This window comes from Komagataeibacter sp. FXV3, assembly GCF_015155755.1.
Lineage (GTDB): Bacteria > Pseudomonadota > Alphaproteobacteria > Acetobacterales > Acetobacteraceae > Komagataeibacter.
Genome location: NZ_VWPI01000124.1, coordinates 52,245 through 78,544 on the forward strand (window position 1 = coordinate 52,245; position 26,300 = coordinate 78,544).

Genomic DNA, 26,300 nt, shown 5'->3' on the forward strand with positions numbered 1-26,300 from the left:
GACGCGCGCGCCTCTTTCAAAACAATAAAAGAAAAGAGAAAGAAATTTTTTGATGTGCTTTAAGTGCTGTGGATGACGGGGTACCCACGTTTCCGAAAATGTACCCCACTTTTCCCACAGAGTGTACAGTTTCCGACTCCAAGGATTCCCGTGGCCGTGGGGAGTTATCCAGATTGTACCGACATGGGCCTGTGTACAACCCACCGCGAACGGAGGTGTACCCGTTGTCCACGGTACTCGGTACGGCGCAGAATTGTTTGGAGTACTGTCCCCATGTACCCCAGTACTCGAACGCACCGAATTTCGTGTTTCACTTCGACAGTACGGAGAGGGTGATGCCAGACGACTCGAATTTAGTACTAAAGCCGCCGCCATTACAGGCGGAGTCGCCGCCGATAGTACTGGCCAGCCGCTCTGCCGCGCGGCGGAGTCTGCTGGAATCAGCGGGGATTCGGGCGGATTACCGTGCGGCGGATGTGGACGAACATGTCATTCGCGACCGTGCCCGCGCCTGCGGGATGGAAGCAGGCCAGACAGCCCTCGAACTGGCCCGGGCCAAGGCGCGCGCCATCAGCGTGGACAATGGCGCGGCCGTGATTGGCGCGGACCAGATGCTGTCATGCGATGGGGCATGGTTTGACAAGCCGGAAAGCATGGACGCCGCCCGACAGCAGTTACGCACGCTGCGCGGCAGGCCCCATATGCTGCATACGGCGGTGGTGATGCTGCGTGACGGGGCCGAGGTCTGGCGGCACGTTGCCTGCCCCGTGCTGCACATGCGTGCCTTCAGCGATTCCTTTCTGGAGCGTTACCTGGCGATGGAGGGCAATGCGATTCTGTCCTGTGTCGGGTGTTACCGGCTGGAAGGTATGGGCATTCACCTGTTTTCCCATATAAAAGGCGAACATTCCGCCATCATGGGATTGCCCCTGCTGGCGTTGCTGCAGGCGTTGCGGGCACAGCGTATCATCATGCAATAAATTGGTTTGCGGGGGGTTGCATTGCCAGGATCTTACGGTTATACCCCGCGAACCAGACCACGGCGGGCCATGAAAAATGGCCGGTCAGTCAGGACAGTGGGGCCATAGCTCAGTTGGGAGAGCGCCTGAATGGCATTCAGGAGGTCAGGGGTTCGACTCCCCTTGGCTCCACCAGATTCCTTATCTGGTAACCCCCCTTGAATATAAAATCCGACAGGTCACCTAGTAGGCTGATAAAAGGTCTATGAACTGAAATGTCCTGAAGAAGCTTTTTTCAAAAAAGCGGCACGCAAAAAATTTTATTACTTTTTTATCAACGGCTTTTGCACCAATGCATAAAATCTGTTTCCGATCTGCCTTAATCGGTTCGTAACACGTGCTGCGTTAAAACTGCATTTCATACGAATGAAACGCGTGACCGGTCCGGCATGCGTCCGACCGAATGAAAAGCAGATCCGGATGCAGATTTTAAATGATGACCCATCCATGCCCGCATCGGGGCATGACCGCCTGTCCATATGTCGGGCACGCCGTGGATGATGGACAGGAATCCCGTCCTGCCTGTCGCGTCCGCCGGGTATGGGGGGCAGGACGCTGAACTGGCGGCACTGTCGCTTAGCGGAGTGTATGTACTGACATCCCGATCAGGTCACCATGCCGATCCGGATGCCGCCCTTTTGCACCGGATCGGTATGGAAGGGGATTTCTCATACAAGACCTGCCTCCTGTCGCATCACAGGAATCACGTCAGGGGTCTGTCCTGTCAGATAGAACCCGCCCCGCAGGGCAGACTCCTGCAGTGTGAACGTGGCGCGGTGTGGAGCGTGGTGGTGGATGTGCGCACTGGCTCCCCTACCTTCGGGCAATGGGTCGCGGAAACCCTGAGTGCCGGAGATGGCCGACAGTTATGGATTCCGCCGGGATTCCTGCACGGGTCATGCACGCTGGATGACCGGACGGCGATCCGTTACCACTGCACCATTCCTCCACAACGGCAGTATGAACGGACCGTGCGCTGGAATGATGAAGCACTGGGGATCGGGTGGCCCGTGGCGGACATGCAGGCTGTCCTGTCCCAGCGGGACCTGTTGGCAGCGCCTTTTTTCAGTGTGATCAACTGGTTTGAGTATGCCTGATTATAAAAAATGAAAGTTTTTGGGCACCGCCTTTTTTCAGGAAGGCGGCGTTCCCTGAAGCTTTTTGAACAAAGTTCCACCAGAACTTCTTTTCTTTATCGTTCCGGGGATGTCGGCTTGTCAGGTGGAATGATCAAGTTCGTCGAGTTCGATCATGCCAGCTTCCCCCGTCTGGGCGGGCGGGATAACCGGCATGGCCTGTTCCGTTGCCCTGTCACCCGGATGCAGCCTACGGACCACGCCAAAGGCGGTCATGACCGCGCAGGATCCGAACAGGACACACCCCAGCACCTGTCCCACCTGCACCCCCGCGGGACCGAATTTCATTCCGAACCAGACAAACGGAATGGTGCCCAGTGTCGCCCGACCCCAGTTGAACAGGGTGGAATAAAGTGGGAAGCCCAGATTGTTGAACGCGGAATTGGCGACAAACAGCATGCCGATAAAGACATAACCGGCAATGGTCCAGTTACAGAACAGGTGGATCAGCATCGCTGCCGTACCCTGCGCCGAAAAGACCCGCACAACCATGTTCTGGGTCAGGAACAGGACAATCCATGTAATCGCCACGCATAACGCCACCAGCCACAGGGACGCCACCAGCGTGGCGCGCACCCGGTCCAGCTTTCCGGCCCCCAGGTTCTGCGACATGATCGGTCCCACCGATCCCGTCAGGGCAAAGACGAAGGCGAACGCCACCGGCACGATCCGGTCAATCGTCGCCTGTCCCGCCACGGCGGCCAGGCCAAAGCTGGCCATGGCATGGGTGACGAACACACCGCCGACGGGGGTTGCCAGATTGGTCAGGATGGCGGGCATGGCCACCTGCGCCACCAGCCGGGTGTCCGTGATGACATGGGTGCGCACCGGCAGCGCCAGCAATCCGTGACGGCGCGCGCACAGGAAACCCGCAACCGCTACAGCCAGGCGCGACAGGATGGTGCTGATCGCCGCCCCCTTCAGTCCAAGCCCCATCACCACGATCAGCAGCGGATCGGTAATGGCCGAGATCATGGCCCCCATCAGGGTCACGTTCATGGAAATGCGTGCCGCCCCGATGGCGCGCAGCAGGCCCGAACACCCCATGCCTGCCGCGATCAGCGGCAGGCCGGGTGAGATGATTTCAAGGAAAAGGGTGGCCTGACGGGCTGCTTCCCCCTTTGCCCCCAGCAGCGCAAGCAGCGGTGCCGCCAGCCATGCAGTGAACATACCGATCACCAGACACACGCCGATCATGAAAATCCCGAAGGAGGACGCGACCCGCTGCGCCTGCTCCATCCTGCCCGCGCCGATCAGCCGCCCGGTAATGGCCCCGATGCCGATGGACAGGCCAATGGACACGGCAATCTGCACATAGCTGATTACGCCCGAAAACCCGATGGCCGCGGTCAGTGCGGGATCCCCCAGCCAGGAGATGTAGAAAAGGTTCAGCAGGTCAACAATGAAGACAGCCATGAGCCCGATGGCCCCGGTCCCCGCCATGACAACGACGTGGCGGACAATGTGCCCCGTGCAGAAGGCGGCTTTTGGTCGGGTTGCGGTATGTCCCCCCATTCGGGTGTCCTGTCTGCTGGCGTTCATACGGTCAGGCCAGAGCTGCCGCGATCTCTGGGTGCATGATGCGGGCCAATGAAATCTGGCACAAGAGCCATGTCATGCCTGCCTTTTCCATGTAGCCTGAAAAAATCTTGTGATGTCGTGTCTATATTGTCAGCGCATTGTGCGGTGCAAAATAAACAGAGTGATTGTGCAGTGCAAAAAAAAGTAAAATTTCATTTTTATTTATATTTATGTTGACCAGTTAAAATAAGCATGGCATACAGAATCACACGAAGCGATCAGGCTTCCATAAATACAAAGAACACTCGGTAAAAATACCGAAATGGATGCAACACCCCCAGTGTCAGCATTCCACTGACAGGGTTCCCCTTATAACGGGGGAACCCTGTTTTTTTGCGTATGGCATAAAATAATGGGGTGCCATCCGTCTTTTACGTATCTTGTCGCCATTGGCTTTCTCTACCCTGTCGCTGGTTTCCACGCCTGTGGAAGCCATTCCGTTTAGGGAGGAATACCAATGTCCAGACTGACTGCGGCCGAACGCAACGCCTTGCCGGATTCAGCCTTTGCCCTGCCGGGGCGGCGTTATCCGATACCGGATGCAACCCACGCGCGTGACGCGCTGGCCCGTGCCAGTGAAATGCTGCATCGCGGTGACCTGACACAGCAGGAATACGATACCGTGGTCGCCCGTGCCCATGCCGTGCTGGAAGACGAATAGCTTCGCATGAAAAAGGGGCGCGGAAGTTTCCCTCCGCGCCCCTTCGGCGTGCTTTATGAAGCGTTCTGGCTTCAGCCCGCCTTGTCCAGTTCCGCTTCAAGCTGCGGCAGGATGGTGAACAGGTCGCCCACGATCCCGTAATCCGCCACCTGGAAAATTGGCGCTTCGGGGTCCTTGTTGACCGCAACGATGACCTTGCTGTCCTTCATCCCGGCCAGATGCTGGATCTGGCCCGAAATCCCCATGGCGATATACAGTTCCGGCGCCACGATCTTGCCGGTCTGGCCCACCTGGTATTCGTTTGAAACGAAGCCCTTGTCCACGGCCGCGCGCGATGCGCCAATGGCGGCACCCAGACGGTCGGCTAGCGGTTCCAGCAGCTTGAAGTTTTCACCGTTCAGCATGCCGTTGCCACCCGATACGACCACGCGGGCGGATTCCAGTTCGGGCCGTTCGGATTTCGACAGTTCAGTGGCGATGAAGGTCGATCCACCCGGCCCCGCGGGCAGGGCTACTTCCTCGATCGTTGCAGTGCCGCCTTCGCTTGCAACCGGGTCGAAGGAGGACGCACGGACCGTGATGATTTTCTTCGCATCCGCCGATTTGACCGTCGCCAGCGCGCTGCCGGCATAAATGGGACGGACAAAGGTGTCAGCGTCGTTGATGGCGACGATATCGGGGATCGGCTGCACATCCAGCAGGGCGGCCGCGCGCGGCAGGACGTTCTTCGCCGTGGCGGAAGACGCCGCCAGGATATGCGTGTAACCCGCCGCCAGTTCCGCCAGCAGGGCTGCTACCGGTTCCGCCAGTTCGCTGTTGCCGGTGGTGTCGGTCACCTGCAGCACCTTCTTCACGCCCGGAATGGCGGCAGCGGATTTTGCAGCGGCAGCCGCGTCCGGCCCGGTGACCAGCACATCGACATCACCCAGCCTGCTGGCTGCGGCAATGGCGGAACGCGATGCCTGGCGGATCGCCCCGCCTTCATGATCCAGATAAACGAGTACGGTCATGATCAGATCACCTTTGCTTCGTTACGCAGACGCGACACCAGTTCCGCTGCCGAGTCGAGCTTGATCCCCGCCTTGCGTTCGGGCGGCTCGGCAACCGAGACCACGCTCAGCCGCGGCGTCATGTCCACGCCCAGGTCGGCAGGCGTGATTTTTTCCATCGGCTTCTTGCGCGCCTTCATGATGTTGGGCAGCGAGGCATAGCGCGGTTCATTCAGACGCAGGTCGGCGGTGATGATGGCCGGCAGCGCCAGCTTTACGGTCTGGGATCCGCCATCAATCTCGCGCGTGACCGTGACAGCGCCGTCAGCCACGTCCACCTTGGATGCAAAGGTGGCCTGCGGGCGGCCCAGCAGCCCGGCCAGCATCTGCCCGGTGGCGTTCATGTCATCATCAATGGCCTGCTTGCCAAGAATGACCAGGTCGGACTTTTCCTTTTCCACCAGTGCCTTGAGCACCTTGGCCACCGATAGCGGCTCGGTCACCACATCGGTTTCCACCAGGATGGAACGGTCGGCGCCCATGGCCATGGCCGTGCGCAGCGTGTCCTGCGCCTTGGGCTCACCAATCGAAACCGCGATGATTTCGCTCACCACGCCTTTTTCCTTCAGGCGTACGGCTTCCTCGACCGCGATTTCATCAAACGGATTCATGGACATCTTGACGCCGGCGGTTTCAACACCGGAACCATCGGCTTTCACTCGCGGCTTGATGTTGTAATCAATCACGCGCTTAACGGGTACAAGAACCTTCATTGCATATTTGCCTGTCTGTCTTCGGATAAGGGCAATCGGTGTGGCGGACTACATACCGTACCCGCCGCATGATTACATCCCGCCGGGATAGTTCGGACCGCCTGCCCCCTCCGGCGTGACCCAGTCGATGTTCTGGGCGGGGTCCTTGATGTCGCATGTCTTGCAGTGGACGCAGTTCTGCGAATTGATCTGCAGATGCGGGTCCGTGGCCTCATCCGCCACTTCATACACGGCTGCCGGGCAGTACCGGCTTTCGGGCGCGCGGAAGACATCCCAGTTCACCGTCTTCCACAGCGACATGTTGCGGACCTTCAGGTGGACCGGCTGGTCTTCTTCATGGTTGGTGTTGGACAGGAATACCGATGACAGGCGATCGAACGTGATCTTGCCATCGGGCTTGGGGTAAGTGATCTTTTCCGAAATCGAGGCCGGTTCCAGCACTTCGTTGTCGCTGTGGCGCGTATGCAGCGTCCATGGCGCGCGCCCGCGCAGCAGCATGGCGTCGATACCGGAATACAGCGCGCCGCCCTTCATGCCGAATTTGGCGAAGGCGGGGCGGATGTTGCGCACCGAACGCAGTTCCGTCCACAGCCAGGAATCCCGGATGCGGCGGGTATAGGATCCCGGTTCCACCCGGTCTGTCGCCAGCGCTTCCGCCACGGCTTCCGCCGCCAGCATGCCCGACTTCATGGCTGTGTGGGTGCCCTTGATCTTGGGCACGTTCAGGAAGCCCGCCGTATCGCCAATCAGCGCCCCGCCGGGAAAGGTCAGGCGTGGGATCGACTGGATCCCCCCCTCGGACAGCGCACGCGCGCCATAGGCGATGCGACGCCCGCCCTCGAAATACGGGCGGAAGGCCGGATGCAGCTTCACGCGCTGCATTTCATCGAATGGCGACAGCCAGGTGTTGGGATAATCCAGCCCCGTGACAAAGCCGTAGGACACCAGGTTGTCCCCGAAATGGTACATCCATGCGCCGCCATAGGTCCGGTCATCCAGCGGCCAGCCAAAGCTGTGCTGCACCAGGCCGGGACGATGCATTTCCTTGGGGATTTCCCACAGTTCCTTGATCCCCAGCCCGTAGGTCTGCGGGTCCACGCCCTTGCGCAGGTTATACATCGCCGTGACCTGCTTGGTCAGCGATCCACGGCAGCCTTCGGCAAACAGGGTGTATTTCGCGCGCAGTTCCATGCCCGGCGCGTAATTGTCGCTCGGCTGGCCATCGCGACCGATCCCCATGTCACCCGTGGCGACACCGGTCACCCGGCCGCTGTCATCCACCAGCACTTCCGCACCGGCAAAACCGGGATAGATTTCGACCCCCAGTTCCTCGGCCCGGCCCGCAAGCCAGCGGCAGAAATCGCCCAGGCTTACGATATGGTTGCCGTGGTTGCTCATATGCGGCATCACGCGGTCAAGGAACGGGATTTCAAGGCTGCCCTTCTGTGTCAGGTAGAGCATCTGCTCCTCTGTCACGGGGGTGTTCAGCGGGGCCCCTTCCTCGCGCCAGTGTGGCAGGAGTTCCTCCAGCGCGCGCGGTTCGATCACGGCGCCGGACAGGATATGGGCGCCAATCTCGCTGCCTTTTTCAATCAGGCAGACGCTGGCATCGGGTGCGACCTGTCGCAGCCGGATTGCCGCAGCCAAGCCCGATGGGCCGCCGCCGACAATAACGACATCAAATTCCATAGTCTCGCGCGGGGTCTCGCTCATACCTCTGTTGTCCTCTTGCGTCATGACCGGGATGACATGGGATGAATGGGATTACATTTTATAACTGTGCTTCCTAGAACCGTTTGGGGCACGAATAAAGGCTTGTTGCGCATTCCGTGCCCTACGGGCGTGCAATCGAGGTGCGTTTACACCGCCTGTATCCTGCGGGCCAGTTCTTCGCTCGCCCGCCATTCGGGGCCAACGTAATTGACGATCAGTGTCCTGCGGGTGGCTGCCAGCGGGCGGGGGACGAAGCCGTGCCATGAATGCGCGGACGGAATGAACAGCAGCCCCGAATTGAACAGGCCCGAAGCCCGCGCAACCGGATCGCCCTGCGGTGTCATGAGGTCCGTTCCCCATTGTGCCGCCTGCGCCCCCATGGACAGCGGGACCAGCAGCGTCAGCCGCTTGGCCCCGATATCGGTATGGGGTTCCAGCCAGAACCCATCCGTATCAAGGCATAGTTCAAGCCGCAGGGCCGCGTTTTCAAGGTGTGCGCCGCATATGTCGGTAAAGGCGGCACGGGTCTGGGTATTGTCAAACAGGGCTGCCAGTTGCGCCAGCGCTGTGTTGGCCGCCTGCTGGGCCGGGGTGATGAACAGCCGGTGTCCGTTGCGTCCCGCCCGCTGTCCACCACTGTCACCCCCCATGAAATGGGGATCCGGGACCCATGCCATCAGTGCGGCAGCCACCGGGGCCGGCAGCACATCATACAGTTGCCAGTGCGGAAAGGGCCGTGGCGTGACCGGTGTGGTGGCAAGGGCCGCGATGACGCAATTCGTTTCCATGAACGGGGATTCTGCTGCTTGGGCTATTTTGCCACGGGGGATTGCGGCCTGAGGTTACAGGGCGCTGGCGTGGCGGGTGGCGCTGTCGGCCGTCAGGTAACGGTCAAAGACAGCCGCGACGTGGCGTACGAAACTACGCCCCTTCTCCGTGACCTGCACCTGCTGGCCCGCAATGTGGACCAGTCCGTCCGCCACCATGGGGGCAAGACGGGACAGTTCGGGGGCAAAATGGCTGTCAGGCAGGTGGTGCTGCGCACAGACCTGTCCCAGATTGACCTGCATGTCGCACATCACCTGTTCTATGATCGCAGCGCGGACATGATCGTCCGGTCCCAGGCGCACCCCACGCACGATGGGCAGCGTATCCGCATTTGCGGCCATAAGCCGGGCATAGGCGGCGGATGACGCCGCATTCTGTGTCATGCCGCCGGGCAGCGAGGAAATGGCCGATGCCCCGATCCCGATCAGGTTCGGCGCGCTGTCGGTGGTATAGCCCTGGAAATTGCGGTGCAGTGTGCCCGTGGCCAGGGCGCGGGCCATGCTGTCACGCGGGCTGACGTAATGATCCAGTCCGACAGGCAGGAACCCTTCGTCACGCAGGACCGCGTCAATCGCCGCGCGCTGGTCGATGCGTGCCTGCGGGCCGGGCAGGTCGCCCACCGGCATCAGGGTCTGGCGCTTCTGCTTCCAGGGCACATGCGCGTAACCGAAGACCGCCAGCCGGTCCGGGCGCAGGCTGGCCACCGCGCGCGCCGTCCGCGCCACGCCTGCCGTATCCTGCCGTGGCAGGCCATAGATCAGGTCGATGTTGATGGAGTCGACCCCCGCCGCCCGCAGGGCGTTCAGGCAGTCGCTGGTCTGTTCCCAGCTCTGGATCCGGCCACAGGCATCCTGCACGTCCGCATCAAGATCCTGCACGCCCATGCTTGCGCGATTGAACCCGAGTTCATGCAGCAGGGCCGGGTAGTCGGGCGGAAGGTGGCGGGGATCGACCTCGATGCTGATTTCAGCATCCGGGGCAATGTCGAAATCCCGGCGGATGGCCTGCATCACGCGGCGCATGGCGCTGCCCGGCAGGGTCGTGGGCGTGCCGCCACCCCATTGCAGGTGAGTGACGCGGCGACCGGGGCCGATCAGGGCGATGATGCGGCGCAGTTCCTCATGCAGCAGGGCGGCATAAGCGGCCCGGGCATCCGCATTGCGCAGCACGGCGGTATTGCACCCGCAGAACCGGCACAGCGTGTCACAGAAGGGAACATGCAGGTAAAGGGAGACCGGCTGGTCCGCCGGGAGGGAGGACAGCCATGTGCGGCTGTCCTGCGGTCCCACCGCATCACTGAACTGCGCTGCGGTGGGGTAGCTGGTGTAACGCGGCAGGTTGCCCCCATAGCGGGAAAGCAGGGAACTGTCCGCCGCATTCATGCCATTAGAACCGGTAGGCGATACCGGCGGAAACGACGGTCGGGTCCAGCGAGTCGTGGGCCGTGACGCGGGGCATTTCCTGTGCATTGTTGCCTTCGGCCCATGCGTGCATGCGCACGAACATCTGCTTCACGTCGAAGTTGAAGAACCAGTTGCCAACCAGCTGGTAATCCACACCGGCATTGATGGACGGGCCACCGGTGAAGCCTGCGTTCAGCTTGCCGGTAATGCCGTTGTTCGCAGCGCTCATGTTATGGAACCACATGAACGTGCCGCCAACACCCACATACGGGTTCAGGCGCTTGTGCGGACGGAAATGCCACGCGACGGTCACCGTCGGCGGCAGCACCCAGGCGCTGCCCACGTCAAGCTTGCCACCCACCCGGCCACCTTCGGCCGCCACTTCATGACGGGTGCTGGTCGCGATCAGGTCCAGCGAGATGTTGTCGGTCAGGAAGTATTCGAACGTCAGTTCCGGCATGACCTGGTTGGTGGTCTTGATGCGGGTGCCGTTCAGCGGGGTATAGCCGCTGCCGGTGTTCAGCCATGCACGGCTGTCACGATCTTCCGGCAGGACGCCAACGGCGGACAGACGGATCATGAAGTCACCCTTGCCCAGGCCGATCTTGGTGGTGGAGCAGGTCTGGAAGATACCGCAGTGACCCTTGGGCTGCGCCACCGGTACGGGCTGCGCCAGCGGTGCGTTGACGTAGGTGGAGGGCGCTGTCGTCTGCGCATGGACCGCGACGGGGGCCAGTGCCGTGGCGCCCAGTGCAGCCGACATGGCGAGTTTACGGATGTTCTTCATCGTGAGCGGACCCTAGTTTATTCCGGCTGGCATGCAGGCGGGATCGTTAAGAATGTTCAATTTGATTTGTCAGGTGCAGAAATCACGCCCACCTAACATTCGGCTTTGATGTGAATCAATCAGGATGGGTGAAGTATTTCCTTATTAGGGTCCAGCCTGACTGTTCTTTCGGTAATGTGGCTTGTTGAACACAGTTTCCGGACCGTGGCGTCCTGATTTAGCACCCGGTTACTATGGGACAGTGTGCGTATTGCATCACACCCCATTTCCCGGGCCAGTGTTTCCATGGCGGGTAGCAGTGCATCAATGATCTGCTGCTGGTGGGTATAGGACAGGGTCAGGATATAATCCGCCGTCAGCGTGTCGCCTGAATACAGGTCGAACCCGCGGCGGAAGGTGGCCATGGCGCATGGCGGGCGGCCGGGGCCGTAATGGGCGACCAGGATGCCCTCATGCACGCGGGTCCCCGACCGGGTCATCCTGCGTCCGATGCGTATCCAGTCCCGCAGCGAGATATGCGGCAGCGATATCCGGATCAGGGGATAAAGGAGCGGCACATCTGTTCGGTCCAGTCGTCGGACCATGGGCGGGGGGACGGCCTGCACGCGTCGGATTTTCCTCAAGAGCTTGGGGATTTTTTCTATGATACGTGTCTGTTTACCTGATATTTCCCGGCGGGACGCATTGATTTACATCAAACCATCCGCCATACTCGGCGCTCTTGGCAAATGCATTAGTGTATTTCTAGGGAGCCAGGCATGTCCGGTTACTTCGGCGCCGGAACGCAGGCGCCTGAAAGTGATTAGGAATAATTATGTCGGATATGCCTTCGTGTCAGTTTGAATCGAGGCCTCGGCGTATCGTCATCGGCGCGGGTGGTGCACAGACCGATTTCTGCACGACGTGCAGCGTCCGCCCCACCAGCGTATGCAGCGTGATCGGGCCGGATGACATTTCCCGCCTGTCGGATGCGGCGGTGGAAACCATCATTCCCCCCGGTCGTGGCTTTATCGAGGAAGGCGCCCCGGCGACCGACTTTTTCAATGTCACATCCGGCACGGTCAAGCTGTTCAAGGCGCTGCCCGATGGACGGCGCCAGATCACGGGTTTCGCCTCGCCGGGGCATTTCCTTGGCCTTGCGGTATCGGACAATTACGCCTTTGGCGCGGAAGCGGTGGATACGGTGCGGGTATGCCGTTTTTCACGCGACAAGATGGCCGACCTGCTGGACGATTTCCCCAAGCTGGAACGCCGCCTGCTGGAAGAGGCATCCAATGAACTGGTCGCGGCCCAGAACCAGATGCTGCTGCTGGGGCGCAAGACCGCGCGTGAACGCGTGGCCAGCTTCCTGCTGGACCAGATGCATGCAAGCCAGCTGCCCGGGCAGGAAGGTACTGGCGGTCGCTTGCACCTGCCCATGACGCGGGGTGATATTGCCGACTACCTTGGCCTGACCATCGAAACCGTCAGCCGCACGCTGAGCTGGATGCGCAGCCAGGGCATGATCGAAGTGGGCAAGGGCTATGCCATCACCATCCTGTCGGTGGCGAAGCTTGATGTGCTGGCCGCGGGCAATACCTAATCATCGTGTTCCGCCGGCCTGTCATCGGACAGGTCGGATGTATCCGTAAAGAGCGGTTTGGGTGGGGTGGTGCGTGCCGGCCCCCCCACGATGTGGCCGATCGGGGTCAGGATCTCCACATGATCACAGATGATCTTGAACACCGCCAGCAGGGGCACCGACAGGAATGCCCCGAAAATACCCCACAGCCAGTCCCAGAACATCAGTGATGCCATGACCAGAACCGGGTTGAGCGTGAAACGCCGCGCCAGCACCATGGGGGTGATCGTCTCACCTTCCGTCAGGTGGATGCATAGATAGATGGCGGGTGGCAGCAGCGCCTGCCACGCGGACGGGTAAATGAACAGCCCTACGAGAAAATAGATGATGATCCCCATCATCGGCCCGATAATGGGAATGTAGTTCAGCAGGAACGCCATGACCCCCCACAGCAGCGGGTTGGGCATGCCCAGCAGCCAGCACTGCACCATGTTCACCAGCCCGACCAGGCTGTTGATGATGGTGATGGTGGCCAGGTACTGCGAGACATTGCGTTCGATCTGGTAGGCGATCTGTACCGTGCGACGCTTGTCGGCAAAGGTGGGCATGATCTCCACAAAGCGGCGCAGCAGGCTGTCCCCCTGCGCCAGCAGGAAGAACAGCATCAGGATCATGGTGAAGAACTGGCCCATGAATGCCTGCGTGCCCAGCAGGATGGAGGAACTGAACCGGTCCAGCCCGCCCCCACCGGGATTCGAGACCACAATCACATGCCCGTCGGGCGTATCGGTCACGGATGTCGGGTGGTCCACATGGCCGCCCGCAATGGTCATGAAATTGTGGATGCGGTCGGATGCGCTGTTCATCAGCTGGAACGGACCGCGCAGGAAGGCCAGCCGTTCCTGTAGCGTATTGATCGCCTCGGGCGCGCGTTCCAGCCAGCCGGTGGCGGGCACGGAAATGGCGGTGCCCACCGCGCCGACAACACCGAATACACACAGGATCAGGCACAGTGCCGCCAGCGGCTTGGGCAGATGCAGGCGCGTATGCAGGAAGCGCAGCGGCGTGGACAGCAGCAGGTTCACCACCAGCGCCAGGATCATGGGCAGGATGATGGCGGATGCGAAATACAGGGTATAGAAAACCGCCAGTACACTCAGCAGCAGCAGGCAGGCGGTGCGTGTGTCGATGCGGCTGTGGCGCATGACCTCGATGGCACGCTGCTGCTGTATCTGTTCATAAGAGGGTTGTGGTGGGGTTGGCTCTGTCTCGGGCGGCATCAATCAGGTCCTGAGGTCGTGCTGGCGTGGCCCCAACGGGGTTTGGCGTTCCTGTGCCCGCTTCATTCGTATCGTACCAATCCGTTCCTTATGGCGGCATATGAAAGGCAGGACCAAGGTTTTTGGCACATTCCCGCTACGCAACCATTGCAGGGGGAGGCTGCACGTACACGGTAACGTGAATTTTTGGACCCCATATGGCGGAAGACGGCACTTGAAAGCACGATTGGACAGGGCTCAAATACCTCAACACGGAGGCTGCGGCCTTCTGGCACCATAAACCAATGGAGAGTCCCATGGCCTGGAATACCCCCAAGATCGTTGAAGTCCCCCTGGGCGCCGAGATCAACAGCTACGTCTGCGGCGAAAAGAAGTAAGGAACATCGCCGCCTGTCTCGCACAGGCGGCGATTTTCTTTTACAGTCTGCGTCCATGATCGACATTATCGTTCTCGGCGCGGCGGCGGGTGGCGGATTTCCGCAATGGAATTCCAATGCTCCCGGTTGCAGGCGGGCCAGGGCCGGCGATCCGGCAGCCCTGCCCCGCACACAGGCTTCCATTGCCATAAGTGGGGATGGAAAGAACTGGTTCGTGGTCAACGCTTCCCCTGACCTGCGGACCCAGATAAACCAGACACCTGCCCTGCACCCAAGCGAAGGCCTGCGTTCAACGCCCATCGCCGGTGTCATCCTGACGGGTGGTGAGGTGGATACCATTACCGGGCTGCTCACCCTGCGTGAACGCCAGCCCTTTACCCTGCTGGCCACGCCAGAAGTGCTGTCCATGCTGGATGCCAATCCCATTTTTGAAGCCCTGAACCGCGCGGTCGTAACCCGCACGCCCATGGGACTCGACACGCCACTGGCGCTGAAGCTGACCGATGGCACCCCCGCGGGCCTGACCATCGTGCCGTTCGCGGTGCCGGGCAAGGTGCCGCTTTATGCCGAATCCGGGCCTGATCCGGCTGCAATCTGTGAAAATGGTGAAACGGTCGGGCTGGAAATATCCGACGGCAAACATCGTGTCTGTTTCGTGCCGGGCTGCGCGCGCATGACCGATAACCTGCGGGTGCGCCTGCGTGGGGCGGATGCTGTGTTCTTTGACGGCACGCTGTGGGTGGATGACGAAATGGTGCGCGCGGGCCTGGGTGAAAAGACCGGCCGCCGCATGGGTCACATGTCCATGGATGGCATGGACGGTACCATCGCCGCCCTGCGTGACCTGGGCATCAAGCGCAGGATTTTCATACACATCAACAATTCCAACCCCGTTCTGCTGGCGGATTCGCCCGAACGCGCCGCCGTCGAGGCGGCGGGGTGGGAAATCTCCCATGACGGGATGAGGATTACGGCATGAGCGGAAAACTGCTTTCCCCCGATGAACTTGAAACCGCACTGCGCGCCATCGGGGCGGAACGCTACCATAACCTGCACCCCTTCCATCGTGCCCTGCACGACGGCAGGCTCAACCGTGCGCAGGTGCAGGCCTGGGCGCTGAACCGCTATTATTATCAGGCCAGCATTCCGGCCAAGGACGCAACCCTGCTGGCCCGCCTGCCCACGGCGGAACTGCGGCGCGAATGGCGCAGGCGGCTGGTGGACCATGATGGTGATGCACCGGGCACCGGCGGTGTTGCGCGCTGGCTCAAGCTGACCGACGGGCTGGGGCTGGACCGCGCCTATGTGGAGTCGCTGGAGGGGCTGCTGCCCGCCACCCGTTTCGCGGTGGATGCCTATGTAGCCTTCGTGCGCGACCGTTCCATCCTGGAAGCCATTGCCTCGTCCCTGACCGAACTGTTCTCGCCTACCATCATAAGCGAGCGTGTGGCCGGCATGCTGCGGCATTATGACTTCATTACGCCTGAGACGCTGGCCTATTTCCAGCCGCGCCTGACACAGGCCCCGCGGGATTCCGATTTCGCGCTGGGTTACGTGAAAGAACATGCCCGCACACCCGAACAGCAGAAAGCGGTGCTGGATGCGCTAAAGTTCAAGTGCGGCGTCCTGTGGGCCATGCTGGATGAACTGGAATACGCCTACGTCAATCCTGCGCGTATTCCCCCCGGTGCCTTCCGTCCGGACGCGGCATGACCACCACGGACCTGACAGACGACAGTATCATCCGTTTCGTGCGCGGGGTCCGGCTGCAGCATGACCGCGTGCGCGAACGGTGGATCATACAGGCCCCGGAACGGGCCTTCATACCTGATCCCATTGCAGCCGAGGTGCTGAAACTGGTCGATGGCACCCGCACGCTGGGCCAGATCGTGTCCGAACTGGCCACCCGGTTTGCCGCCCCGGTTGATGTGATCGGTCACGATGTCCATGTCATGGTCAGTGACCTTATTACCCGGCAGGTGCTGGTGGCATGACAGAAACCATTCTTTCCCCCATGAGCCTTCTGGCGGAACTGACGCATCGCTGCCCGTTGCAGTGTCCGTACTGTTCCAACCCGATCGCACTTGAACCCCGCCGTAATGAACTGCCCACGCAGGATTGGATCAGCGTGTTGGACCAGGCTGCCGAAATGGGCGTGCTGCAGGTCCATTTCTCCGGCGGGGAACCCATGAGCCGCCCGGACCTGCCGGACCTGATCCGGCATGCGGTGGGGCTGGGGTTGTACACCAACCTCATCACCTCTGGCGTGCTGCTGAACGAAAAGACGTTTCCGGCACTGGTGGAAGCCGGGCTGGACCATGTCCAGCTGTCCTTTCAGGATATCGACACCGCCAATGCCGAACATGTGGGTGGTATGAAGGGTGCCCAGGCACGCAAGATGGAAGCGGCAAGGCTGGTGGTGGCGGATGGCATGCCGCTGACGCTGAATTTCGTCATTTACCGCGAAAACGCTGCCCGCGTGCCGCAGATGCTTGAAGCCGCGGTGGAAATGGGTGCCCGCCGGGTCGAGATCGCGCATACGCAGTATTATGGCTGGGGGCTGGCCAATCGCGCGGCCCTCATGCCCACGGCGCAGCAGCTTGAACAGACCACGCAGGCCGTGGAGGCCGCGCGTGAAAAATACACGGGCCGCCTGGCCATAGATTACGTGACGCCGGATTATTATGCCGACCGTCCCAAGCCGTGCATGGGGGGCTGGGGACGCCGGTTCATCAATATCTCCCCGTCTGGCCGGGTGCTGCCCTGTCATGCAGCCGAAACGATCCCCAATGTCGCCTTTCCCGATGTGCGGCACGATACGCTGGCGCATATCTGGCGCGATTCCCCGCTATTCACCATGTTCCGTGGCACGGACTGGATGCCGCAGCCCTGCCGTAGCTGTGACCAGCGGGAAAAGGACTGGGGTGGCTGCCGTTGTCAGGCGCTGGCGCTGGCAGGGGATGCTGCGGCGACCGATCCCGTCTGCAGCCGCGCGCCCGACCATGAACGGGTTGTCAGGGTGCTGGAAACCCTGCCTGCCGAACCGCCACCCTTCCGGTATCGTCGTTACACGCGTGCTACGGATGAGGTCGGCTGACCTCCGCCTTCACATCTACCCGCGGCAGGCAGATCACGAAGCGCGCACCCAGTATGTGACCATCGGCATCAATACGGTTTTCCGCACTGATGTTACCGCGCAGGGCTTCGATGATCTGCTTGCTTATGGACAGGCCAAGGCCTGAATGCTGCCCGAAATTCTCGCTGCTGGGACGTTCGGAATAAAAACGGTCAAAAATGTTGTCCAGCTTGGCCTGCGGAATGCCAGGGCCGTCATCACTGACCGCGATTTCCACCATGCTGCCCGCCGGTACCGCGCTGAGCAGGATCTTGCCATCGGGTGGGGAGAAGGAAATCGCGTTGCCGATCAGGTTGCGCAGCACCTGCACCAGCCTGTCTTCCACCGCAAGGACGGTCAGCCGCCGTTCGGGACTATCGCCACTGCTGGCCACGGCCATGTAGGGCTGTCCCGGCTGGCGGGTCGCCTGGTGTATTTCCGTCAGTACCGACAGCAATGGCACGATGGCAATCGGTTCGGCCCGCGCGCGCGACAGTTCCGCATCCACGCGGCTGGCGTCGGAAATATCGGTAATCAGGCGGTCAAGCCTGCGCACGTCGTCATTGATGATCGACAGCAGGCGTCGCTGGCGTTCGGGATCGTCGATGCGCAGCAGGCTTTCAATGGCCGAGCGGATGGAGGACAGCGGGTTCTTGATTTCATGGCTGACATCGGCCGCAAACCGTTCGATGGCGTCCATGCGGGCCCATAGCGCGCTGGCGCTGTCCTGCAGCGCGCGGGCGACTTCCCCGATTTCATCGCGTCGCGCCAGCAGGCGTTCGGGCACCATGTCCGTCCGGTTGGAGGATTCGCGCATGGTATGGGCCGACGCCGCCAGCCGCAGCAGCGGGCGTGCAATGGTCAGCGACAGGTACCATGACAGCAGGATGGTCAGCGCCAGCGCCATGAGGAACAGCGACAGGATGGATGACCGCACGGCAAACAGCGAACGGTCCACGTCGCGCGCTTCGCGCGTAAGCTGGATGATGCCCACCGTCGTCCGCCCGTCATGCATGACGGGTTCGGCCACCGTGACCATAAGCTGGTGGTTGGCGTTGCGGCGGATATAGGGCGGGATTTCCATGACCCGTGTGCCATCGGGCTGGGTCACGGGCTGGATGGAGGGATCGGAATCCGGCGTGTCCAGCGTCATGATTCGCTCACCCGACAGGGTGGGCAGTTGCGCCAGCAGCCAGTTGTACAGCCGTTCGCCCATGTTGACCGATGGGGGGTACAGGGGCGAATGCTCGTCCTCTTCCGCCGGTGGCGGGGCCTGCCTGCCCGCATCGCCATGGTGGTCGGCCTGTTCCACGCGGCTGTCGGCCACGACCTGCCCGTCAGGGGCGAACAGGCGGGCATGCGCGCTGGGGCTTGGTTCCGTCAGGCGCAGCAGCAGCGGGCGGGCAAGCGTGGGTTCCAGCGTGACATCACGGCGGGAAATGATGACGGCGCTCTGTCCCAGCGCGCCGGCATAGATCCGCGCCTGTTCACGCAGTGCCGAGACCTCGGCTTCCAGCAGGCTGTTCTGGAACTGCGTCAGGTACAGCAGCGTCAGCGCCAGCAGTCCCAGCGGAAGCGTATTGACCAGCAGGATGCGCCGCATGAGCGGCGAGACCAGACGCGTGCGATATTCCATGAATTCCGCGACCGCGTTCCTGCCCTCCCCGCTCCACCGGCGCGGGATCAGGCGGCGCAGTCGGGGCGGTACTGCAGATGTAAGGGAAAGAACGGGATGCGGCATCCGGCTGTATCATTCTTCCTTGTAGCGGTAGCCGATCCCGTACAGGGTCTCGATCTGGTTGAATTCCTCATCCACCTGGCGGAATTTCTTGCGCACGCGCTTGATGTGGCTGTCAATCGTACGGTCATCGACATAGATGTTCTCGCCATATGCCGCATCGATCAGCTGGTCGCGCGACTTGACCAGCCCCGGGCGCGCCGCCAGCGCCTTGACCAGCAGGAATTCGGTCACCGTAAGCTGGATGTCACGCCCGTGCCACAGGCACTGGTGGCGTGTTTCGTCCAGCGACAGCCCGCCGCGCACCATGGTGCCGGTGGGGCTGACCCCCGCGGCCTCGCTGCGGCTGACTTCGTTGCGGCGCAGCAGCGCACGGATGCGTTCCAGCAGCAGGCGCTGGGAAAAGGGCTTGGTGATGTAGTCATCCGCCCCCAGCCGCAGGCCCATGAGCTGGTCTACTTCCTCATCCTTGGATGACAGGAAGATCACCGGCAGCTGCGAACGCGCACGGAGGCGCTGGAGCAGTTCCATCCCGTCCATGCGCGGCATCTTGATATCCAGCACCGCCAGATCCGCCGGGCGTGACGACAGACCGTGCAGCGCGCTTTCGCCATCGGTATAGGTGCGGACAATGAATCCCTCCGCCTCCAGTGTCATCTGCACGGAGGTCAGGATGTTCCTGTCATCGTCAACCAGCACGATCGTCTGTTTCGTTGGCTCCATGGGGGCTCTCTTTTCGCTCCTCTGCCGATGGGGGGCATGTCTGCCGGTCCCTTGTCCGGCGCACGTATGTACCATAGCGTCATATCCGCCCGCATGTCATGAGGGGATGCGGGCATCCTGCTTCACTGGAACGCCGCTGGCGTTCCGGCTGTTCCATCGGATCAGGACAAGTTGCGCAAAAACGGCATGCCTGCCGGGAACGCAATGCCTTGTCCATTGGCCAGCCGTTACCTACTTGTAAGAGCATGAGCGAGAACACAGACCCCAACCCCTTTGCCAATGCCGCAACCGGCGACGGCACACCCAATCCCGCGACTGGTGAGCATTCCGGCCATGCGCCGGAGGCCGAAGCCGGGCACGACGCGGTCGATCCGCGCGTGGCCGAACTGGAGGCCGAGGTCGCGACCCTGCGTGACAAATGGGTCCGCGCGGAAGCCGAGACCCAGAACGTTCGCAACCGCGCCAAGCGTGAGGTGGAAGACGCCCGGCAGTACGCCGTGCAGAAATTCGCCAAGGATGTGGTCGAGGCGGCTGACAACCTCAAGCGCGCGGTGGCCAGCCTGCCCCAGCCCACCGAGGGCGAGGACAGCATCCTGACCCGCATGCGCGAAGGGATCGAAAGCACCGAGCGGTCGTTCATCGGCATCCTGGAACGCAATGGCATCAAGGCGGAAGACGCGAAGGGCAAGCCCTTTGACGCCAACCACCATCAGGCCATGGCGGAACAGCACAGCGACGAACACGCGCATGGCACCGTGATGGAGGCATGGACCCCCACATGGACGCTGCACGGGCGGCTGCTCAAGCCGGCCATGGTTGTCGTGTCAAAGGGACCGGCGCAGGCAGGGTGAAATCGTTTCCGCGCACGCCTTCAGGCCCTTGAAAGCTGCGCGGGGGCTGCCTACATCGGATGGTAACAGCGGTGTTGCCGGGTGGATGTGAAAACAGACAGTCCATCCCATCACCGGACGATATGAAAGAAAGGGTCTGTCCCGATGCTTCGGGTCAGGACAGGCCGCTGAAAAGGAGAGTATCTGAATGAGCAAGGTTATCGGTATCGACCTTGGTACGACCAATTCCTGCGTTGCCGTGCGCGAAGGCGACGAGACGCGGGTTATCGAGAACAGCGAAGGCGCACGCACCACGCCGTCCATGGTTGCGTTCACCGACAACGGCGAAATGCTGGTCGGTCAGGCAGCGAAGCGCCAGGCGGTCACCAACCCGTCCAACACCCTGTATGCGGTCAAGCGCCTGATCGGCCGCCGTTATGACGACCCCACCGTGGCGAAGGACAAGGAACTGGTCCCCTATGCCATCGTGAAGGGTGACAACGGCGATGCATGGGTCGAGGCACAGGGCAAGAAATACGCCCCCGCGCAGATTTCCGCCTTCATCCTGGGCAAGATGAAGGAAACCGCCGAATCCTATCTGGGTGAAAAGGTTACGCAGGCCGTCATTACGGTGCCCGCGTACTTCAACGACGCACAGCGTCAGGCCACCAAGGATGCCGGCCGTATCGCCGGGCTGGAAGTCCTGCGCATCATCAACGAACCGACGGCTGCCGCACTGGCCTATGGCCTGCAGAAGAAGAACGGCGGCACGGTTGCGGTCTATGACCTTGGCGGCGGCACGTTCGACGTGTCCATCCTCGAGATCTCCGACGGCGTGATCGAGGTGAAGTCCACCAACGGTGACACGTTCCTCGGCGGTGAAGACTTTGACGCCCGAATCATCGGCTTCCTGGCTGATGAGTTCAAGCGTGAGCAGGGCATCGACCTGCGTCAGGACAAGCTGGCCCTGCAGCGCCTGAAGGAAGCGGCCGAAAAGGCAAAGATCGAGCTGTCCTCCTCCAAGGAAACCGAGATCAACCTGCCGTTCATCACGGCCGATGCATCCGGTCCGAAGCACCTTGTAGTCAAGCTGACCCGTGCGAAGCTGGAAAGCTTGGTGGACGACCTGATCCAGCGCACGCTGGAACCCTGCCGCGCCGCAATGAAGGACGCGTCGGTTTCCGCGGGTGAGATTGATGAAGTCATCCTGGTCGGCGGCATGACCCGTATGCCCAAGGTGATCGAGGCCGTTAAGGAGTTCTTCGGCAAGGAACCCGCCCGCAACGTGAACCCCGACGAAGTGGTCGCCATTGGCGCCGCGGTTCAGGGCGCGGTGCTGCAGGGTGACGTCAAGGACGTGCTGCTGCTCGACGTGACGCCGCTGTCGCTGGGTATCGAGACGCTGGGTGGCGTGTTCACCCGCCTGATCGACCGCAACACGACGATCCCGACGAAGAAGAGCCAGACCTTCTCTACCGCGGAAGACAACCAGAACGCCGTGACCATCAAGGTCTATCAGGGCGAGCGTGAAATGGCGGCTGACAACAAGCTGCTGGGCACATTCGACCTGACCGGTATCGCCCCCGCACCGCGTGGCGTGCCGCAGATCGAGGTGACGTTCGACATCGACGCCAACGGCATCGTGTCCGTCTCGGCCAAGGACAAGGCGACCGGCAAGGAACAGCAGATCAAGATTCAGGCTTCTGGTGGTCTGTCCGAGTCCGACATCGAAAAGATGGTGAAGGACGCCGAAGCCAACGCCGCCGCCGACAAGGTGAAGAAGGAACAGGTCGAGGCCCGTAACCAGGCCGAAGGTCTGACCCACCAGGTCGAAAAGTCCCTGAGTGAAGCAGGCGACAAGGTCCCGGCGGCTGACAAGACCGAAGCGGAAGCAGCGATTGCCGACGTGCGCAAGGCACTGGAAGGTACCGATGCCGAAGCCCTGAAGACGGCGACTGATCGCCTGACGCAGGTTGCCATGAAGGTTGGTGAAGCCGTCTACAAGGCAGGCCAGGCCGAAGGCGCACCGGGTGCTGCTGGTGCCGCACCGGGCGGCGCACCGAAGGACGAAAAGGTTGTCGACGCCGACTTCGAAGACGTGGACGACTCCAAGAAGTCCTGATCGCCGCAAGGCGTCATACAGGCTCCGGAATGGGGGCGGACCTTCGGGTCCGCCCGACCTTTCCACCAGGGTGGCGCCCGTGCTTCTGTGAAGACGGGCGCTTTTCATATTCTGCCCAGCAACACTATTCTGGAACGCGAAGATCGTGCCGCGAGGATACCGGGCGAGCGCGTTTGCTAGAGGACCCACATGGCCACCAAGATAGATTATTACGCAGTCCTTGAAGTTTCTCGCGATGCCAATGGTGACGAGATCAAGCGGGCGTATCGCAAGCTGGCCATGAAGTACCACCCCGACCGGAACCCCGGGGATACGGATGCGGAAAACAGGTTCAAGGAAATCAACGAAGCCTACGACGTGCTGAAGGATGACCAGAAGCGCGCGGCCTATGACCGGTTCGGCCATGCGGCGTTCGAGGGTGGCGGCCCCGGTGCTGGCGGCTTCGATTTCGGCGGCGGTGGCCTAGGTGACATCTTTGAACAGATGTTTGGCGACATGATGGGCGGCCGGCGTGGTGGCCGCCGTTCGGGCGCCGACCTGCAGGTGCAGGTCACCATTACCTTTGCCGAAGCCTTTGCCGGCGTTAAGAAAAAGATCACCGTTCCCACCCGTGTCACCTGCGAAAGCTGTGACGGCACCGGCTCGGCGGACAAGGATGCGAAGCCCGAAACCTGTCCTTCGTGCCATGGCGCGGGCAAGGTGCGCGCGCAGCAGGGCTTCTTCTTTGTTGAACGTCCCTGCCCCACCTGCCATGGCTCGGGCCACCTGATCCGCAACCCGTGCAAGGAATGCCACGGCACCGGCACGGTGGAAAAGAACCGTACCATCGAGGTCGCGATCCCCGCCGGTGTGGAAGACGGCACCCGTATCCGTATCTCCGGTGAGGGGGAATCCGGCGGCAAGGGCGTGCCCGCGGGCGACCTGTATGTCCATGTATCGGTTGAACAGCACGCGATCTTCCAGCGTGATGGTGCCAATATCTACTGCCGCGTGCCCGTGCGCATGGCGCAGGCAGCCCTGGGAACCGAGATCGAGGTGCCGGTCGTGGACGGGTCACGCACCAAGGTTAAGATCCCGGCGGGAACCCAGACGGGCGAACATTTCCGCCTGCGTGGCAAGGGTTTTTCGGTCCTGCGATCTTCCGCGCGTGGAGACATGTATATTCAGGTCGTGGTGGAAACACCGCGCCACCTGACCAAGCGCCAGCGTGAACTGCTGGAGGAATTCGAGGGCGACGCCGCGGGCCATGCCAAGGGCAGCCCCGAAAGCACCGGTTTCTTCAGCAAGGTGAAGGATTTTTTTGAAGGCAAGCTGTAAGCCTGCCCTTTCCCCCGCCCTGTCATGACAGGGCGGCAGTTGAAATGACTGATTATTCAGGTGTAGGGTCATCACACTATTCATGGTGAATCCCCCCAACTTGCACCATGGATAGGTTCAGGCGGCGCGATCCCCCGGTCGCGCCGCTATTTCTATATCTGGACACTGGTGGAGAACGCTGAATGAACGCGCAGCCATTGCGTATCGGGATCGCGGGCCTGAATGGGCGTGTCGGTCGCCTTCTGGCGGAAGAAGTGCCATCGGGTGGCGCCGTGCTGGCCGGGGGCACGACACGTAATGGTCAGTCGGTCGCTGGTATGGACTGTCCCGTTTATGCCGATATTGCCGAACTTGCGCGCCATTGCGATGTCGTGATCGATTTCACCCATGCCGATACGGTCATTCCGCATGCCACCGCACTGGCTGGAAGCGGGACCGCATGGGTCCTGGGCACGACTGGCCTGTCACCGGTCCAGCAGCAGGCGGTCGATGCGGCCGCGAAAAAGATCGGGATCGTGCAGGCGGCCAATTTCTCCCCTGGTGTAACACTGGTCACCCGTCTGGCCCGGCAGATGGCCGCCGTCCTGCCCGGCAGCGAATATGATGCCGAAATACTGGAAATGCACCACCGGCAGAAGGTCGATGCCCCGTCGGGCACGGCACTGGCCATGGGCCGTGCAGTGGCCGAAGGCCGGGGCATCCGGCTGGAAGATCATATCGAAAGCGGTCGCGACGGCCATACCGGCCCGCGTGCGGACGGGGCTATCGGATTTGCCGCCCTGCGTGGCGGGCAGATCGTGGGTGAGCATTCCGTCATTTTTACATCGGGGCATGAACAGATCAGCCTGACTCACCGGTCTTTTGACCGCCGGGTCTATGCTACCGGGGCCGTGCGGGCGGCGCGCTGGCTGCAGGGGCGCGTGGCGGGTCTTTATAATATGGAAGATGTACTGGGGCTGGAACGTCCGGCATAACCGGGTGTGCCGGACCCGTGTCTCGGGAGGGTGGTATTCAGGGAAATGGCTTGACGCCTGATCTGGTTTCCGCCAAACGCATGCGATCGTACGCCGGGTTTCGCAGGCGTTATTTCTCCTACTCCATACGAGGCAGACAGGACCATCATGCGTAATAAAGGCGATTTTCTGTTTACATCGGAATCGGTATCCGAAGGGCATCCCGACAAGGTCGCTGACCGGATCAGTGATACCGTTCTTGATGCATTCCTGACCGCAGACGGTGAATCGCGCGTTGCGTGTGAAACGATGGTCACCACCAACCGCATCATTCTGGCTGGTGAAGTCCGTGGCCCGGCTTCTGTCACCCCTGATCTGCTGATTCAGGGCGCGCGCGACGCGGTGAAGGACATCGGCTACGATCAGGCCGGTTTCTCATGGCGCAATGCCGAGGTGGAATATTACCTGCACGCACAGTCTGCCGATATTGCCGTGGGCGTGGACAGCGCGGGCGAGAAGGACGAGGGCGCTGGTGACCAGGGCATCATGTTCGGCTTCGCCACGCGTGAAACCGAAAGCCTGATGCCGGCGCCGCTGTTCTACGCACATGACATCCTTCACCGCGTGCGTGACCTGCGCAAGGCGGGTGACCCGCGCGCAGCCGCCCTGCAGCCCGATGCCAAGAGCCAGGTCACCCTGCGTTATGTCGATGGCAAGCCGGTTGGTGCGACCTCCGTCGTGATTTCTACCCAGCACGTTGAAGGGGCCAGCCAGGCCACCATCCGTGACGAACTGGGCAGCATCGTGCGTGATGTCCTGCCGGAAGGCTGGATGCCGCCGGAAGATGAATTCTACGTCAACCCCACCGGTGTCTTTGTCATCGGTGGCCCGGATGGTGACTGCGGCCTGACCGGGCGCAAGATCATCGTGGATACCTATGGCGGTGCGGCGCCGCATGGTGGCGGTGCGTTCTCGGGCAAGGACCCGACGAAGGTTGACCGTTCGGCGGCCTATGCCTGCCGTTACCTGGCAAAGAACGTCGTGGCGGCCGGCCTGGCTGATCGCTGCACGCTGCAGATTTCCTATGCCATTGGCGTGTCGCACCCGCTGTCGGTCTATGTTGACCTGGATGGCACCGGCAAGGACGTGGACGAGGCAAAGCTGGGCCGCGTGCTGCGCGAAGTCATGGACCTGTCCCCGCGCGGTATCCGCAGGCACCTGCGCCTGAACCGCCCGATCTACACCCAGACTTCCGCCTACGGTCACTTTGGTCGCACGCCGGACGCGGCGAAGGACGATTTCACGTGGGAGCAGACCGATCTGGTCGATGCCCTGCGTGGCGCGTTCAACCGCTAAAAAACAGGAAAGGTTTTTGGGTGCCGCCTTTTTTCAAA

25 protein-coding genes and 1 tRNA gene are annotated in these 26,300 nt (G+C 61.5%); 15 read left to right on the forward strand and 11 right to left on the reverse strand.

The genetic code is table 11. The annotated features are described in order from the left end of the window. Window positions 1-335: 335 nt before the first annotated feature. The 3 genes from F1542_RS11215 (at window position 336) to F1542_RS11225 (ending at window position 2,116) form a co-directional block, all read left to right on the forward strand. Window positions 336-980 carry a nucleoside triphosphate pyrophosphatase gene (locus F1542_RS11215; RefSeq protein ID WP_193733106.1) on the forward strand — a complete coding sequence of 215 codons (645 nt, stop codon included), beginning with the start codon at window positions 336-338 and terminating at the stop codon, window positions 978-980. Between the two features lie 98 nt (window positions 981-1,078). Next, a tRNA-Ala gene (locus tag F1542_RS11220) sits at window positions 1,079-1,154 on the forward strand. Between the two features lie 344 nt (window positions 1,155-1,498). Beyond that, window positions 1,499-2,116 (forward strand): dTDP-4-dehydrorhamnose 3,5-epimerase family protein, encoded by a 618-nt coding sequence (locus tag F1542_RS11225; RefSeq protein ID WP_227672679.1) that lies wholly within the window; start codon window positions 1,499-1,501, stop codon window positions 2,114-2,116. A 120-nt stretch (window positions 2,117-2,236) separates the two neighbouring features. Here the strand turns inward: F1542_RS11225 and F1542_RS11230 are convergent, their stop codons facing one another. After that, window positions 2,237-3,670, reverse strand: a complete 1,434-nt coding sequence (locus F1542_RS11230; protein ID WP_193733107.1) for an MATE family efflux transporter — start codon at window positions 3,668-3,670, stop codon at window positions 2,237-2,239. A gap of 523 nt (window positions 3,671-4,193) precedes the next feature. On the opposite strand from F1542_RS11230, the gene F1542_RS11235 reads away from it, so the two are divergent. After that, window positions 4,194-4,397 carry a hypothetical protein gene (locus tag F1542_RS11235; RefSeq protein ID WP_193733108.1) on the forward strand — a complete coding sequence of 68 codons (204 nt, stop codon included), beginning with the start codon at window positions 4,194-4,196 and terminating at the stop codon, window positions 4,395-4,397. A gap of 71 nt (window positions 4,398-4,468) precedes the next feature. Here F1542_RS11235 and F1542_RS11240 read toward each other — a convergent pair whose 3' ends face one another. The 7 genes from F1542_RS11240 to F1542_RS11270 form a co-directional block, all read right to left on the reverse strand. Then, window positions 4,469-5,407, reverse strand: a complete 939-nt coding sequence (locus F1542_RS11240) for an FAD-binding protein (RefSeq protein ID WP_193733109.1) — start codon at window positions 5,405-5,407, stop codon at window positions 4,469-4,471. 2 nt (window positions 5,408-5,409) lie between these two features. Next, the gene (locus F1542_RS11245) at window positions 5,410-6,159 is read right to left on the reverse strand and encodes an electron transfer flavoprotein subunit beta/FixA family protein (RefSeq protein ID WP_193733110.1); all 750 of its coding nucleotides are present in this window, start codon (window positions 6,157-6,159) and stop codon (window positions 5,410-5,412) included. Window positions 6,160-6,231: 72 nt separating this feature from the next. Further along, window positions 6,232-7,872: an electron transfer flavoprotein-ubiquinone oxidoreductase gene (locus F1542_RS11250; protein ID WP_193733111.1), complete on the reverse strand. Its 1,641-nt coding sequence runs from the start codon at window positions 7,870-7,872 to the stop codon at window positions 6,232-6,234. Between the two features lie 146 nt (window positions 7,873-8,018). Then, window positions 8,019-8,660 carry a 2OG-Fe(II) oxygenase gene (locus tag F1542_RS11255; RefSeq protein ID WP_193733112.1) on the reverse strand — a complete coding sequence of 214 codons (642 nt, stop codon included), beginning with the start codon at window positions 8,658-8,660 and terminating at the stop codon, window positions 8,019-8,021. A 54-nt stretch (window positions 8,661-8,714) separates the two neighbouring features. After that, entirely contained in the window at window positions 8,715-10,082 is a 1,368-nt protein-coding gene (gene hemN, locus F1542_RS11260) for an oxygen-independent coproporphyrinogen III oxidase (RefSeq protein WP_193733113.1), read from the reverse strand. A 4-nt stretch (window positions 10,083-10,086) separates the two neighbouring features. Further along, the gene (locus tag F1542_RS11265) at window positions 10,087-10,890 is read right to left on the reverse strand and encodes an OmpW family protein (RefSeq protein WP_193733114.1); all 804 of its coding nucleotides are present in this window, start codon (window positions 10,888-10,890) and stop codon (window positions 10,087-10,089) included. 119 nt (window positions 10,891-11,009) lie between these two features. Continuing rightward, a complete protein-coding gene (locus F1542_RS11270) occupies window positions 11,010-11,474 on the reverse strand; it encodes a hypothetical protein (protein ID WP_193733115.1) in 465 nt (154 codons plus the stop codon). Window positions 11,475-11,704: 230 nt separating this feature from the next. Between F1542_RS11270 and F1542_RS11275 the strand changes: the two genes are divergently transcribed. Further along, a complete protein-coding gene (locus F1542_RS11275; protein WP_193733116.1) occupies window positions 11,705-12,472 on the forward strand; it encodes a Crp/Fnr family transcriptional regulator in 768 nt (255 codons plus the stop codon). Here the strand turns inward: F1542_RS11275 and F1542_RS11280 are convergent. After that, window positions 12,469-13,731, reverse strand: coding sequence for an AI-2E family transporter (locus tag F1542_RS11280; protein WP_408886254.1), 1,263 nt, complete (start codon window positions 13,729-13,731; stop codon window positions 12,469-12,471). The genes F1542_RS11275 and F1542_RS11280 overlap by 4 nt on opposite strands. Window positions 13,732-14,027: 296 nt before the next feature. On the opposite strand from F1542_RS11280, the gene pqqA reads away from it, so the two are divergent. Genes pqqA through pqqE form a run of 5 tightly spaced genes read left to right on the forward strand, consistent with a single transcriptional unit; the run spans window position 14,028 to window position 17,205 of the window. After that, window positions 14,028-14,108, forward strand: a complete 81-nt coding sequence (gene pqqA, locus F1542_RS11285; protein ID WP_010508617.1) for a pyrroloquinoline quinone precursor peptide PqqA — start codon at window positions 14,028-14,030, stop codon at window positions 14,106-14,108. Window positions 14,109-14,163: 55 nt separating this feature from the next. Then, the gene (pqqB, locus tag F1542_RS11290) at window positions 14,164-15,087 is read left to right on the forward strand and encodes a pyrroloquinoline quinone biosynthesis protein PqqB (RefSeq protein WP_193733117.1); all 924 of its coding nucleotides are present in this window, start codon (window positions 14,164-14,166) and stop codon (window positions 15,085-15,087) included. Further along, on the forward strand, window positions 15,084-15,821 hold the full coding sequence (pqqC, locus tag F1542_RS11295) for a pyrroloquinoline-quinone synthase PqqC (RefSeq protein ID WP_193733118.1): 738 nt from the start codon (window positions 15,084-15,086) through the stop codon (window positions 15,819-15,821). Before pqqB ends, pqqC begins: the two co-directional genes overlap by 4 nt. Beyond that, the gene (gene pqqD, locus F1542_RS11300; protein ID WP_193733119.1) at window positions 15,818-16,102 is read left to right on the forward strand and encodes a pyrroloquinoline quinone biosynthesis peptide chaperone PqqD; all 285 of its coding nucleotides are present in this window, start codon (window positions 15,818-15,820) and stop codon (window positions 16,100-16,102) included. The genes pqqC and pqqD overlap by 4 nt, the downstream gene beginning before the upstream one ends. Further along, window positions 16,099-17,205, forward strand: coding sequence for a pyrroloquinoline quinone biosynthesis protein PqqE (gene pqqE, locus F1542_RS11305; RefSeq protein ID WP_193733120.1), 1,107 nt, complete (start codon window positions 16,099-16,101; stop codon window positions 17,203-17,205). Before pqqD ends, pqqE begins: the two co-directional genes overlap by 4 nt. On the opposite strand, the gene F1542_RS11310 is transcribed toward pqqE, so the two are convergent. Beyond that, on the reverse strand, window positions 17,186-18,964 hold the full coding sequence (locus F1542_RS11310) for a stimulus-sensing domain-containing protein (protein WP_193733121.1): 1,779 nt from the start codon (window positions 18,962-18,964) through the stop codon (window positions 17,186-17,188). The two genes, pqqE and F1542_RS11310, sit on opposite strands and share 20 nt — an antisense overlap. 9 nt (window positions 18,965-18,973) lie before the next feature. Further along, window positions 18,974-19,684 carry a response regulator transcription factor gene (locus tag F1542_RS11315; RefSeq protein WP_010508610.1) on the reverse strand — a complete coding sequence of 237 codons (711 nt, stop codon included), beginning with the start codon at window positions 19,682-19,684 and terminating at the stop codon, window positions 18,974-18,976. Between the two features lie 245 nt (window positions 19,685-19,929). Here F1542_RS11315 and F1542_RS11320 point away from each other — a divergent pair, with 245 nt between their 5' ends. From F1542_RS11320 to metK, 5 genes are all read left to right on the forward strand, one after another. Beyond that, entirely contained in the window at window positions 19,930-20,535 is a 606-nt protein-coding gene (locus tag F1542_RS11320) for a nucleotide exchange factor GrpE (protein ID WP_193733122.1), read from the forward strand. Between the two features lie 187 nt (window positions 20,536-20,722). Continuing rightward, window positions 20,723-22,636: a molecular chaperone DnaK gene (dnaK, locus tag F1542_RS11325; protein WP_193733123.1), complete on the forward strand. Its 1,914-nt coding sequence runs from the start codon at window positions 20,723-20,725 to the stop codon at window positions 22,634-22,636. 189 nt (window positions 22,637-22,825) lie between these two features. Further along, window positions 22,826-23,953, forward strand: a complete 1,128-nt coding sequence (gene dnaJ / locus F1542_RS11330) for a molecular chaperone DnaJ (RefSeq protein WP_193733124.1) — start codon at window positions 22,826-22,828, stop codon at window positions 23,951-23,953. Between the two features lie 182 nt (window positions 23,954-24,135). Next, on the forward strand, window positions 24,136-24,927 hold the full coding sequence (dapB, locus tag F1542_RS11335; RefSeq protein WP_193733125.1) for a 4-hydroxy-tetrahydrodipicolinate reductase: 792 nt from the start codon (window positions 24,136-24,138) through the stop codon (window positions 24,925-24,927). Between the two features lie 147 nt (window positions 24,928-25,074). After that, window positions 25,075-26,262 (forward strand): methionine adenosyltransferase, encoded by a 1,188-nt coding sequence (gene metK, locus F1542_RS11340; RefSeq protein ID WP_193733126.1) that lies wholly within the window; start codon window positions 25,075-25,077, stop codon window positions 26,260-26,262. The last annotated feature ends 38 nt before the right edge of the window (window positions 26,263-26,300 follow it).

Bases quoted from the DNA above. Each gene is read 5' to 3' on its own strand.
- F1542_RS11215 (WP_193733106.1), top strand. From the start codon at position 336: ATGCCAGACGACTCGAATTTAGTACTAAAGCCGCCGCCATTACAGGCG.
- F1542_RS11225 (WP_227672679.1), top strand. From the start codon at position 1,499: ATGTCGGGCACGCCGTGGATGATGGACAGGAATCCCGTCCTGCCTGTC.
- F1542_RS11230 (WP_193733107.1), bottom strand. From the start codon at position 3,670: ATGGGGGGACATACCGCAACCCGACCAAAAGCCGCCTTCTGCACGGGG.
- F1542_RS11235 (WP_193733108.1), top strand. From the start codon at position 4,194: ATGTCCAGACTGACTGCGGCCGAACGCAACGCCTTGCCGGATTCAGCC.
- F1542_RS11240 (WP_193733109.1), bottom strand. From the start codon at position 5,407: ATGACCGTACTCGTTTATCTGGATCATGAAGGCGGGGCGATCCGCCAG.
- F1542_RS11245 (WP_193733110.1), bottom strand. From the start codon at position 6,159: ATGAAGGTTCTTGTACCCGTTAAGCGCGTGATTGATTACAACATCAAG.
- F1542_RS11250 (WP_193733111.1), bottom strand. From the start codon at position 7,872: ATGAGCGAGACCCCGCGCGAGACTATGGAATTTGATGTCGTTATTGTC.
- F1542_RS11255 (WP_193733112.1), bottom strand. From the start codon at position 8,660: ATGGAAACGAATTGCGTCATCGCGGCCCTTGCCACCACACCGGTCACG.
- hemN (WP_193733113.1), bottom strand. From the start codon at position 10,082: ATGAATGCGGCGGACAGTTCCCTGCTTTCCCGCTATGGGGGCAACCTG.
- F1542_RS11265 (WP_193733114.1), bottom strand. From the start codon at position 10,890: ATGAAGAACATCCGTAAACTCGCCATGTCGGCTGCACTGGGCGCCACG.
- F1542_RS11270 (WP_193733115.1), bottom strand. From the start codon at position 11,474: ATGGTCCGACGACTGGACCGAACAGATGTGCCGCTCCTTTATCCCCTG.
- F1542_RS11275 (WP_193733116.1), top strand. From the start codon at position 11,705: ATGTCGGATATGCCTTCGTGTCAGTTTGAATCGAGGCCTCGGCGTATC.
- F1542_RS11280 (WP_408886254.1), bottom strand. From the start codon at position 13,731: ATGCCGCCCGAGACAGAGCCAACCCCACCACAACCCTCTTATGAACAG.
- pqqA (WP_010508617.1), top strand. From the start codon at position 14,028: ATGGCCTGGAATACCCCCAAGATCGTTGAAGTCCCCCTGGGCGCCGAG.
- pqqB (WP_193733117.1), top strand. From the start codon at position 14,164: ATGATCGACATTATCGTTCTCGGCGCGGCGGCGGGTGGCGGATTTCCG.
- pqqC (WP_193733118.1), top strand. From the start codon at position 15,084: ATGAGCGGAAAACTGCTTTCCCCCGATGAACTTGAAACCGCACTGCGC.
- pqqD (WP_193733119.1), top strand. From the start codon at position 15,818: ATGACCACCACGGACCTGACAGACGACAGTATCATCCGTTTCGTGCGC.
- pqqE (WP_193733120.1), top strand. From the start codon at position 16,099: ATGACAGAAACCATTCTTTCCCCCATGAGCCTTCTGGCGGAACTGACG.
- F1542_RS11310 (WP_193733121.1), bottom strand. From the start codon at position 18,964: ATGCCGCATCCCGTTCTTTCCCTTACATCTGCAGTACCGCCCCGACTG.
- F1542_RS11315 (WP_010508610.1), bottom strand. From the start codon at position 19,684: ATGGAGCCAACGAAACAGACGATCGTGCTGGTTGACGATGACAGGAAC.
- F1542_RS11320 (WP_193733122.1), top strand. From the start codon at position 19,930: ATGAGCGAGAACACAGACCCCAACCCCTTTGCCAATGCCGCAACCGGC.
- dnaK (WP_193733123.1), top strand. From the start codon at position 20,723: ATGAGCAAGGTTATCGGTATCGACCTTGGTACGACCAATTCCTGCGTT.
- dnaJ (WP_193733124.1), top strand. From the start codon at position 22,826: ATGGCCACCAAGATAGATTATTACGCAGTCCTTGAAGTTTCTCGCGAT.
- dapB (WP_193733125.1), top strand. From the start codon at position 24,136: ATGAACGCGCAGCCATTGCGTATCGGGATCGCGGGCCTGAATGGGCGT.
- metK (WP_193733126.1), top strand. From the start codon at position 25,075: ATGCGTAATAAAGGCGATTTTCTGTTTACATCGGAATCGGTATCCGAA.